Raw genomic sequence first — 9,827 nt, 5'->3', positions numbered from 1 at the left:
CAGGACTGCTCAACCCCATGATCGCCGGAGCCGCCATGGCCTTCAGCTCCGTGTTCGTGGTCTCCAACAGCCTCCGCCTCCGCAACTTCCGCAGCGCCGTCGCCAGCGCGCCGCTGAAGTAGCGCGTCGACGGGCGGATTGGGTTACAACAGGGGCATGGCCGAGTTCAACGCCTCCGACTTGCAGCCGGGGCAGATCGAGTCCAAGGACAACGGAGAACGGCTGGGCCGCTCCACCGGTGGGTGCTTGGTGCAGCTGCGCCGCAGGGTTTCCGCGCCGGGGTTCGCGGTCACCGTCGACGCTGAAGCACGCGCGGGTGTTCCCACTGAACTGCTGACCCAGGAGTGGGCCGCGGCCAACGCCGCGTTCGACCGGTTCATGCGCGAGTTCTGACGCTCGGCGTCGCGGTTTCGGTCCCGTGCGGTGCGGGGTATTGCGAGGACAACCAGCACCGCTGTCGAAAGGACTAGCCATGACCACCGCGCGCGACATCATGCATGCAGGGGCCAAGTGCGTCAACGAGGACGACAGCCTGTACACGGCTGCGCAGATGATGCGCGACCTCAAAGTCGGATCGCTGCCGATCTGCGGCCGCGACAACCGGTTGCACGGCATCATCACCGACCGCGACATCGTGTTGCGCTGCTGCGCGGAAGGCCGCAACCCGGCCGAGGTGAAGGCCGGTGAACTCGCCCAGGGAAAGCCGCACTGGGTCGACGCCGGATCCGACGTGGCCAAGGTGCTGACCATGATGGAACAGCACCAGATCCGCCGGGTACCGGTGATCGCCGAGCACCAGCTCGTCGGCATGATCAGCGAATCAGACCTGGCCCGCCACCTCTCCGACGAGCAGTTGGCGCACTTCGTGGAGAGCGTCTACGCGGCCAGATGATTCAGCCGCGCTCAGCACCCGGCTGCGGCGGCCGGGTGCTGAGCGCTGCGCTTCGGGAAGCGGCCTCCCAGTGCACTATTTATGCTGGTCAGTGCCCTTCCCGGGTTGAGGGTGAAGGGGGCGGAGCCAGATGACGATTCGCGTGTTCGTGGTCGACGACCACGACGTGATCCGCCGCGGCATCGCAGCGCTGGTCGGTGCCGAGCACGACCTGGAACTGGTCGGGGAAGCAGCCAGCGTCGCTGAAGCAATGGCCTGGGTGCCCAAGGCGGAGCCGCACGTGGCGGTGCTGGACGTGCGGCTGCCCGACGGTAACGGTGTCGAGCTGTGCCGGGAGCTGCAGTCGCAGCTTCCCGCGCTGCGCTGCTTGATGCTCACCTCCTTCGACGACCACGACGCGCTGATGGACGCGATCATGGCCGGCGCGGCCGGTTTCGTGCTCAAAGGAGTGGTCAGCCAGGAACTCGTCAGCGCCATCCGCACCGCTGGGTCCGGTCAATCGCTGCTGAGCCAGCAGAAGACCGATGCGATGCTGACCTGGTTGCGCAAGGAGCAGGAGCAGGCGGATCCGCTGCGCGTGCTGACCGCGCGCGAACGGCAGGTGCTGGAGCTGATCGGTGAAGGGCTCACCAACCGCGAGATCGCCAAGCGGATGTTCCTCGCCGAGAAGACCATCAAGAACTACGTGTCCCAGATGCTGGCCAAGCTGTCGATGCGGCACCGCAGCGAAGCAGCCGTGCTGGCCACCGAACTGCGACTCGACCGGGATTCGCGCAACAAGCGCTGAGCTGGGTGTGGCGGGGAGGCTGTCATGTCGTCACGACCGTCCGACGTCGCGGCCGCGGAACTGGTGGTTGCGCCGCGGATGAGCGAAGACGCGATGCTGACCAGGCTGGTGATAGCCCTGCGGGAGCTGCGGGACGGCAACTTCCGACGCCGCTTGGTCCCCTCCGGCGACGGTCTGGTCGGCGAGATCGCCACCGTGTTCAACGAACTCGCCGAGCGCAACCAACTGCTGGTCGGAGAGCTGCAGCGGGTCAGCGATGCCGCCGACAGCGGTGAATGGCCGATCGAACCCGTCGCGCTCGACGGCGCGAACCAGGGCGGTTGGGCGGTCGCGGCGAACGCGGTCAACGGCGTGGTCGGCAGCCTGCTGACACCGGTGGCCGAGCTCAACCGCGTGCTGGACGCGCTCACCCGCGGCGACCTCACGCAACGGATGTCGCGCCGCGGGGCAGACGGGAAGCTCCCTGGCGAGATGGCCGGGTTGGACACCGCGGTCAACGAGATGCTCGACCAGCTCTCGCTGTTCGCCCAGGAGATCACCCGGGTGGCGCGCGAGATCGGCACCGAGGGCAAACTCGGCGGCCAGGTGCAGGTGCCCGGCCTGACCGGAACCTGGCTGGACCTGGCCGATGCGGTCAACGGCATGGCCGCCGACGTGACCGGACAGCTGCGCGACATCTCCCACGTCGCCAAGGCCGTTGCCGCCGGCGACCTCAGCCGCAAGATCACCGTCGAGGTCTCCGGCGAGACCCTGGAGCTGAAGGAAACCATCAACACGATGGTCGACCAGCTTTCCGCCTTGGCCGACGAGGTGACCCGGGTGGCCCGCGATGCGGCCAACGAGGGACGGCTGGGCGGTCAGGCCGAAGTGCCCGGCGCGGCCGGAACCTGGCGCGCTCTGACCGAATCGGTCAACTTCATGGCCCGCAACCTGACCAATCAGGTGCGCAGCATCGCGCAGGTGGCCACCGCGGTGGCGCGGGGTGATCTGTCGAAGAAGATCGACGTGGACGCCCGCGGGGAAATCCTGGAGCTGAAGAACACGATCAACACGATGGTCGACCAGCTCTCGGCCTTCGCCGACGAGGTCACCCGGGTGGCGCGCGAGGTCGGCACGGAGGGCAAGCTCGGTGGTCAGGCGCGGGTGCACGGCGTGGCCGGCACCTGGAAGGACTTGACCGACAACGTCAACATCATGGCCGACAACCTGACCAATCAGGTGCGCAACATCGCGCTGGTGGCCACCGCGGTGGCCGGGGGAGACCTGTCGAAGAAGATCACCGTGGAGGCCAAGGGCGAGGTCGCTGCGCTGGCCGAGACGATCAACGGGATGGTCGAGACACTGCGCGCCTTCGCCGAGCAGGTCACCTTGGTCGCCCGCGAGGTCGGCACCGAAGGCAGCCTCGGCGGTCAGGCGCGGGTGCCCAACGTCGCGGGCACCTGGAAGGACTTGACCGACAACGTCAACATCATGGCCCGCAACCTGACCAATCAGGTGCGCAACATCGCCCAGGTGACCACCGCAGTGGCGCAGGGCGATCTGTCGAAGAAGATCGACGTCGACGCCCGCGGGGAGATCCTCGAGCTGAAGACGACCATCAACACGATGGTCGACCAGCTCTCGGCCTTCGCCGCCGAAGTGACCCGGGTGGCGCGCGAGGTCGGCACCGAGGGCAAGCTCGGTGGTCAGGCCGAGGTCGCCGACGTCTCCGGCACCTGGCAGCGGCTCACCGAGAACGTCAACCGGCTCGCCAGCAATCTCACCACCCAGGTGCGGGCGATCGCGCAGGTGGCCACCGCGGTCACCGAAGGGGACCTCACCAGGCAGATTACGGTGGACGCCTCCGGTGAGGTCGCCGAGCTCAAGGACAACATCAACGCGATGATCAGCAACCTCAAGGAGACCACCCGGGACAACCAGGAGCAGGACTGGCTCAAGACCAACCTGGCCCAGATGTCGGCGTTGATGCAGGGTCAGCACGACCTGGACGCGCTCGCTCAGCTGATCATGAGCGAACTCGCGCCGCTGGTGTCGGCCCAGTACGGCGCGTTCTTCCTGAACCGGATAGACCAGAGCGGGCACGCGTTCCTGGAACGCACCGCCGGTTACGGCTGCCCGCCGGGCAACGGCCGTGCGCTGCGCTTCGAACCGGGGGAGTCGCTCGTCGGTCAGGTCGCGGTCGACCGCAAGTCCATCGTGGTGAACAATGCACCGCCCGGCCACATCCGGATCGGCACCGGGCTCGGTGAGATGACCCCGACGAACGTGGCGATCGTGCCGGTGTTGTTCGAAGGCGAGGTCCTCGCCGTCATCGAACTCGCCTCTGTCACCGAGTTCACCCCGGTGCACCTGGACCTGCTGGAACGTCTGAAGGAAACCATCGGCGTCGATGTCAACACCATCGTGGTCAACTCGCGCACCGAGTCGCTGCTGGGCGAATCTCAGCACCTGGCCAGAGAACTGCAGGCCCGCTCCGAGCAGCTGCAGGAACAGCAGACCGAACTCCAGCGCTCCAACTCCGAACTGGAGGAGAAGGCCGCGCTGCTGGCCACCCGAAACCGCGACATCGAGCTCAAGAACATCGAGATCGAGCAGGCCCGGCAGGAACTCGAAGAACGCGCCCGGCAGCTGTCCCAGGCCTCGGCCTACAAGTCGGAGTTCCTGGCCAACATGTCGCACGAGCTGCGGACCCCGCTCAACAGCGTGCTGATCCTGGCGCGACTGCTGGCGGACAACATGGACGGGAACCTGACCCCGCAGCAGGTGGACCTGGCCAAGACCGTGCACCAGGCCGGCACCGACCTGCTGCAATTGATCAACGACGTGCTCGATCTGTCCAAAGTGGAAGCCGGCCAGATGCACCTGCTGCCGGAGGACGTGGAGCTGGCCGACCTGGCCGCGCACGTCGAATCGCTGTACCGACCGCTGGCGGCGGACAAGGGACTGGATTTCGACGTGGTCGTGGCGCCGTCGGTGCCGCCGACCGTGCGCACCGATCGCAGCAGGCTGGAGCAGATCGTGCGCAACCTGCTGTCCAACGCGGTGAAGTTCACCGACAAGGGGCGGGTCGAACTGCGGGTCCGCCTGGCCCAGCCCACCGAGGTCACCGGCCAGAGCCTGCGGCGGGCGAACCAGCGGCTGGCGTTCGCGGTCCGCGACACCGGCATCGGCATCCCCGCCGACAAGCTGAACCTGATCTTCGAAGCCTTCCAGCAAGTCGACGGCACCACGGTCCGCAGGTACGGCGGCACCGGACTGGGACTGTCCATCAGCCGCGAGCTGACCGCACTGCTCGGCGGCGAGCTGCAGGTGCGCAGTGAACCCGGGCACGGTAGCACCTTCATCCTCTACCTGCCGGTGGAGACCAAGTCAGCGGTGGTGCCTGAACAAGCGGAGGGACCGGTCACCCGGACGCATCCGCCGAGCGAGGCGGAGAGCAGCATGGACGTCTCCGCGGAGGGCATCGACCCGCCGATGCGCTCGACCGAGCTGATCCGGCAGGAGGGCCACCAGCACATGCGGCGCTCCAGCGAGCCCGAGCAGCACACGTCACCGCGGTTCAACGGCGAGAAGGTGCTGGTGGTCGACGACGATTACCGCAGCGTGCAGGCGATCATGACGCTGCTGGAGCAGCACGGGCTGCAGGTGGTGCACGCGGACAACGCCCTGGCCGGGCTCAGCGCGCTGCAACAGCATGCGGATATCGTGATCGTGCTGATGGACGTGATGATGCCGGAGATGGACGGCAACGCCACCATCCGGCTCATCCGGGAGATGCCGCGCTACCGGGACCTGACGATCGTCGCGGTCACGGCGAAGGCGATGAAAGGCGACCGGGAGCAGAGCATCGCCGCTGGCGCTACTGAATGCATGAGCAAACCGGTCGACGTGAACCAGCTGCTGGACCTGCTCTCCGAGCACCTGCCAGCCGGACTGACCGCCGACGAGGAGCCGGGGTGAGGCGCGCTCAGTCGACCTGTTCGGGCTCCTCGCAAGGCGTGGTCGGCAGTTCCGCGAGCTGCTCGCGGAACTTCTGCGCCCACACGAGGTCGCGCGCGAAGGTGGCGTCGAAGTTGTCGATGCCGTGCGGGTCAGCCATGGCGCACTCCTGACGTTGATTGCTCGCAGGCTGTATCCGGACACCATAACCGCAGGTGGAAGCGGGTAGTCGGGCGACTTCGCGAACGGTCGGGACAGCTGTGGCCCGTTGTGCCGGGTGGGGCGGGTGCGCACCCCACCCGGCGCTCGGAGGTCGGCGGAAATCACATTTTCGGGTCCTTCGACCCTGTCGCGACCGGCTCTGGATTCTTCTCGACGTCGGTGGAGAACAGCGGGTCCTGCTGGAGCTCCCGCCACAACGAGACAGCGAGCGCGAGCATCACCAGCACGAACGGTGCAGCCGTGACGATCACCGTGTTCTGCAGGGCGTCCAGTCCGCCGGCGAGCAGCAGGACGATCGCGGTCACGCCGGTGAGCGCGCCCCACAAGGCCAGCACTGACGTCCGTGGCCGGGCCGTGCCGTTGGAGGACAACATGCTCAGCACGAACGTGTTGGCGTCGGCGCCGGAGACGAAGAACAGCAGGACCAGCGCCATCGCGATCACCGACGTCACGGTCGGCCACGGCAGCGTTTCCAGCATGGCGAAGATCGCGTTGTTCGAGTCCTCCGCCGCGGCCTGCGCGATGTGGCCGCCGTTGAAGGAATCGTGGAAGATCGCCGACCCGCCGAAGGCGGTGAACCAGAGGAAGAACACCGCGCTAGGCACGCCGAGCACCGCCAGCACGAACTCCCGGATGGTGCGGCCCTTCGAGATTCGGGCCAGGAACACGCCGACGAAGGCGCTCCACGAGATCCACCAGGCGAGCATGAAGTAGGTCCAGCCCTGCATCCACTCCAGTTGGCCGAAGGTCCCGGTGCGCAGGCTCATCGGGATGAAGTCGCCGACGTAGAGGCCCAGCGATTCCACCAGCAGGTTGAACACGAACCCGGTCGGGCCGAGGATCAGAACGAAGCCGAATAGCACCACGGTCAGGACCATGCTGGTCTCGCTGAGGAAGCGGATTCCCTTGTGCAGACCGGTGATCGCGGAGATCGTGAACAGCAGCGTGACGACCGCGATGATCGCGATGAGCGTGCCGGTGCCGCCGGAGGCGCCGAACACCCTGGCCAAACCACCGTTGATCTGCAGCGCGCCCAGGCCGAGCGACGTGGTGGTGCCGAACAGTGTCGCGAAGATCGCCAGCACGTCGATCGCCTTGCCGAGCGGTCCTTCGACGCGGTCGCCCAGCAGCGGGCGCAGCATCGGGCTGACCAGGCCCTTGCGCCCCTTGCGGTGGGTCGAGTACCCGAGCGCGATGCCGAACACCGCGAAGATCGCCCAGGCGTGCAAGCCCCAGTCGAAGAACGAGTACTGCATCGCGACCGCGGCGGCGTGTTTGGTGCCGGGCTGAGCCAGGTCGTGCGGCGGGTTGACGAAGTGGGTGATGGGTTCGGACACGCCGTAGGAGACGAGGCCGATGCCCATCACGGCGGCCAGGATCATCGCCAGCCAGCTGATCGTGCTGAACTCCGGGCGGTCGCTGTCCGCGCCGAGCCGGATGCGTCCGTAGCGGCTGAACGCGAGCACGGCCAGAAAGCCCAGCATGGCCAGGCTGGCCACCAGGTAGACCCACCCGAAGGAACCGGTGAGCCAGTCCAGCGCCGCTTTGGTGACGGTGTCGAGGCTGTCGGTGAACGCGGTGGCCCAGAGCACGAACAGCGCGCACAACGCCACCGACGTGTAGAAGACCGTGCCCAGCCGATCAGGCGGGGACGAAGTTGAGTTGGCTCGCGCCATGAGTTGAACTCCAGTTGAAGCGTGATTGCCTGCTCTCGGCATCCGCGCAGGAAGAGCAGGGCGGGGATGCGCCGCGGCCGGACGGGTGTTGCGCGTCGACGGCGGGCGCAGTGTGGGACTGGTGGAAGCTCTTCCTGTCGATGATCGCGGCGCAGCGAATGCTGGATCTGGGCGGTGCGAGCAGGTGCCGCGCGGAAAGGCCCGCCGCCGAACAGGAGACCCTACCGGAGCATCTCCTGGCGCTGGTCAACCCCGATGTCGTTGCGTGTTCCGGACGCTGTTATGCGCAGTATTGCGCGAATCGCGCAGACCTGTCTATGGTGATCCCGTCGCTGCGGTGGGGGAGTGGCGGGTGGCCGAATTGGGCTGTGGCGAAAAGAAAAGCAGGTGACCATGGGATCGCGAGTGCTGGTTGTGGCGGACGACCTCAGCGGTGCCGGTGACTCCGGTGTTCCCTTTGCATTGCGCGAAATGCGCACACTGCTCGCTTTGGACGACACCGGAGACGCAGAGGTCTTCGTCGCCGACACGGACAGCAGGCACGTGGCCCCAGAGCTGGCGGCGAAACGAGTGGCGGAGGCACTGCGCGGCCACTCCGACGGCCGGGTCGTGTTCAAGAAGGTCGACTCAACACTGCGCGGCAACCTGGCCGCTGAGATCGGCGCGATCGTGGCGCACGCTGGCGGCGGAGGAGTGCTGCTGTGCCCGGCGTCCCCGGCCACTGGGCGAACTGTCCTCGGCGGTGTCGTCCACATCGACGGAATTCCCTTGCAGCACACGGAAGCCTGGGCGGCCGAGGATGCCGAACCGCCGGCGGACATCGTCTCGGCGCTCAAACCGCTCTCGGTGAAGCACATCGCGCTCGCCTCGATTCGGGGTGGTGGCGCAGCGCTTCGGGTTCGTCTGGCTGAGCTGCTCGCTGAGGTTGACGTTGTTGTGTGCGATGCTGTGGCGGAGAGTGATCTTCGGGCTGTTGTGACGGCTGGGATGGCTGCTCCGGAGCAGCCTCGTTGGGTGGGGTCGTCGGGACTGGCTGATGCGCTCGCCGAACAGTTGAGGCCGGGACGCGAGGTGGAACCGCCACCGCCGGTCAACGGCTATGCGCTCGCCGTGGTCGGTAGTGCCAGCGGAATCTCGCGTCAGCAGGCCGAGTTCTTGGCCGAGCACTTCCCGCACACCCGGCGGTTATCGGTGCGGAACTTGCTCGATGCCAACGCTGCTGCGCTTGCGCGGATGTCTGAACAGGTTCGGGATGCGTTGAAGACGGGTGACGTCGTGGTCACCTTGGACGGTCCGGTGGACGTCAGCATTGCACGGCGGCTGAACACGGCGCTCGCTGAGGTTTGCGCACCTGCGACTAGTGGGGCTGCGTTGTTGGTGCTTACCGGGGGTGAGACCGCTCGGGCGGTGTTGAGTCGGCGTGGCGTTACTGGTTTGCGGTTGCTGAACGAGCTTGAGCCGGGGGTGGTTCTGGCTCGTACCGAGCCTCAGCCTGGGTATGTGATTACCAAGGCTGGTGGGTTTGGTACGCCGGAGACCTTGCACCGGGCGGTTACCGCGGCTCGGTCTGGGCGGGATTTCTGACTCCCGGGGCTGCCCAGGGTTCGGTTGTCACCTGATGTGTGAGGCTGTGGCCTCACCTGGAAGTAGGCCACCTGCCCAAGCCCTACCCCCAGGAGTTCTGTGACGACGTGGTGGCGGTGGCCCGTCGTGACGTGCAGGGTGCTGGGCATCTCCCGGCAGGCCTACTACCAATGGCGCGGTGATCCGGTCTCGCAACGCGACTGGGACGACGCGCATCTGATCAATGCCGCGCTCGACATTCACGCCGACGACCCGGGCGAGGGGTACCGGTTCATAGCCGATGAACTCGCCCAGCGTGGGTTCACCGCGTCGGAGAACCGGGTGTGGCGGATCTGCTCGATGCAAAGCATCTTTTCGTTGCATGCCAAGAAAAAGGGCCGGTTCCGCAAGTCGGGTCCGCCGGTGCCGGTCGAAGAAGTTCCGGCGACTACTGCGACGCCACCAGCTGGCCGGATCCATGGGCAGGGTCGGCGCGTGTGGGGACAACGCCGCGATGGAATCGTTCTTCTCCTTGCTGCAAAAGAATATTCTCGACACTAGGTGGTGGCACACCCGTGAGGAACTGCGGCTGGCGATCGTGTCCTGGATCGAGACCAAATATCACCGCAAACGCAGGCAACGACGCCTGGGCAAAGTCACCCCGGTCGAGTTTGAGACCATCTATACCGCCGCACACGCGGCCTGACACCAGTCAACCCCGAGTGACAACCCAACTCCGGGCAGTCCC

The 9,827-nt window shown here is 66.6% G+C and carries 7 protein-coding genes and 1 pseudogene; 6 read left to right on the top strand and 2 right to left on the bottom strand.

Annotated features, from left to right (window positions below; all coding sequences use genetic code 11):
• The first annotated feature begins 156 nt into the window (after window positions 1-156).
• The 4 genes from ACWCO2_RS21315 (at window position 157) to ACWCO2_RS21300 (ending at window position 5,639) form a co-directional block, all read left to right on the top strand.
• Entirely contained in the window at window positions 157-393 is a 237-nt protein-coding gene (locus ACWCO2_RS21315) for a hypothetical protein (protein WP_450129496.1), read from the top strand.
• A 79-nt stretch (window positions 394-472) separates the two neighbouring features.
• Window positions 473-892 carry a CBS domain-containing protein gene (locus ACWCO2_RS21310; protein ID WP_450129495.1) on the top strand — a complete coding sequence of 140 codons (420 nt, stop codon included), beginning with the start codon at window positions 473-475 and terminating at the stop codon, window positions 890-892.
• A 130-nt stretch (window positions 893-1,022) separates the two neighbouring features.
• Complete coding sequence (locus tag ACWCO2_RS21305; protein WP_450129494.1) at window positions 1,023-1,679, top strand: response regulator; 657 nt, start codon at window positions 1,023-1,025, stop codon at window positions 1,677-1,679.
• 24 nt (window positions 1,680-1,703) lie between these two features.
• On the top strand, window positions 1,704-5,639 hold the full coding sequence (locus ACWCO2_RS21300; RefSeq protein ID WP_450129493.1) for a HAMP domain-containing protein: 3,936 nt from the start codon (window positions 1,704-1,706) through the stop codon (window positions 5,637-5,639).
• A gap of 7 nt (window positions 5,640-5,646) precedes the next feature.
• Here the strand turns inward: ACWCO2_RS21300 and ACWCO2_RS21295 are convergent, their stop codons facing one another.
• Both ACWCO2_RS21295 and ACWCO2_RS21290 read right to left on the bottom strand, forming a co-directional pair.
• Window positions 5,647-5,778 carry a hypothetical protein gene (locus ACWCO2_RS21295; protein ID WP_450129492.1) on the bottom strand — a complete coding sequence of 44 codons (132 nt, stop codon included), beginning with the start codon at window positions 5,776-5,778 and terminating at the stop codon, window positions 5,647-5,649.
• 163 nt (window positions 5,779-5,941) lie between these two features.
• Entirely contained in the window at window positions 5,942-7,516 is a 1,575-nt protein-coding gene (locus tag ACWCO2_RS21290) for a BCCT family transporter (RefSeq protein WP_450129491.1), read from the bottom strand.
• Between the two features lie 393 nt (window positions 7,517-7,909).
• Between ACWCO2_RS21290 and ACWCO2_RS21285 the strand changes: the two genes are divergently transcribed.
• Together ACWCO2_RS21285 and ACWCO2_RS21280 are read left to right on the top strand one after the other, a co-directional pair.
• Window positions 7,910-9,100, top strand: coding sequence for a four-carbon acid sugar kinase family protein (locus ACWCO2_RS21285; protein ID WP_450129490.1), 1,191 nt, complete (start codon window positions 7,910-7,912; stop codon window positions 9,098-9,100).
• A 126-nt stretch (window positions 9,101-9,226) separates the two neighbouring features.
• Window positions 9,227-9,785, top strand: a pseudogene (locus ACWCO2_RS21280) (IS3 family transposase); the annotation flags it as partial.
• Window positions 9,786-9,827 lie beyond the last annotated feature (42 nt).

This window comes from Saccharopolyspora sp. NPDC002376 (assembly GCF_053593195.1).
This window is presented reverse-complemented; position numbering and strand designations above follow the sequence as displayed.

Bases quoted from the DNA above. Each gene is read 5' to 3' on its own strand.
- ACWCO2_RS21315 (WP_450129496.1), top strand. From the start codon at position 157: ATGGCCGAGTTCAACGCCTCCGACTTGCAGCCGGGGCAGATCGAGTCC.
- ACWCO2_RS21310 (WP_450129495.1), top strand. From the start codon at position 473: ATGACCACCGCGCGCGACATCATGCATGCAGGGGCCAAGTGCGTCAAC.
- ACWCO2_RS21305 (WP_450129494.1), top strand. From the start codon at position 1,023: ATGACGATTCGCGTGTTCGTGGTCGACGACCACGACGTGATCCGCCGC.
- ACWCO2_RS21300 (WP_450129493.1), top strand. From the start codon at position 1,704: ATGTCGTCACGACCGTCCGACGTCGCGGCCGCGGAACTGGTGGTTGCG.
- ACWCO2_RS21295 (WP_450129492.1), bottom strand. From the start codon at position 5,778: ATGGCTGACCCGCACGGCATCGACAACTTCGACGCCACCTTCGCGCGC.
- ACWCO2_RS21290 (WP_450129491.1), bottom strand. From the start codon at position 7,516: ATGGCGCGAGCCAACTCAACTTCGTCCCCGCCTGATCGGCTGGGCACG.
- ACWCO2_RS21285 (WP_450129490.1), top strand. From the start codon at position 7,910: ATGGGATCGCGAGTGCTGGTTGTGGCGGACGACCTCAGCGGTGCCGGT.